Annotated in this window: 1 protein-coding gene; it reads right to left on the bottom strand. The window is 54.6% G+C overall.

Annotated features, from left to right (window positions below; translation table 11 throughout):
* Positions 1-449 (bottom strand): condensation domain-containing protein (locus HFE01_RS26495; protein ID WP_167442911.1); only part of this gene is annotated, 449 nt, incomplete at both ends.

Below are 449 nucleotides of genomic sequence, written 5' to 3'. Positions count from 1 at the left end.
ACGTTCGGGTCCGGTTTGAATGAGACGGACACGCAGCAGAGGTGCCTGCTGAAGATCGAAGCTGCGTACAAAAGACTCGATATAGGCTTCGGCTTCGGACTCATGGGCCTGCAGGCGCTCTACTGCAAACGCTACCTGATCGTAAACCCGCTGAACAACCTCGCCGTCCACCATTTCGAAGGAAGTTCGCAGCGTTTCATGGCGGGCTATTAACTGACGGAACGCATCCTCCAGTCGATCTGCCTGAAGCGGCCCCTCCACGACTAATACACCCGGCATATTGTAGCTGACCTCCCCACCGTCCAGATGGCTCAAAATATACAGTCGTTTTTGAGCCGAGGAAGCAGGATAGTAAGACTGTTTGGCAGCTGTAGGGATCACCGTATAGGTGTCTGTGCCCTGCGCGGTGATCAGCTGGGCTTGCTGCTCAATCGTAAAGTGCTGGAACA

It is taken from the genome of Paenibacillus sp. EKM10P (assembly GCF_011800655.1).
Lineage (GTDB): Bacteria > Bacillota > Bacilli > Paenibacillales > Paenibacillaceae > Paenibacillus > Paenibacillus polymyxa.
This window is presented reverse-complemented; position numbering and strand designations above follow the sequence as displayed.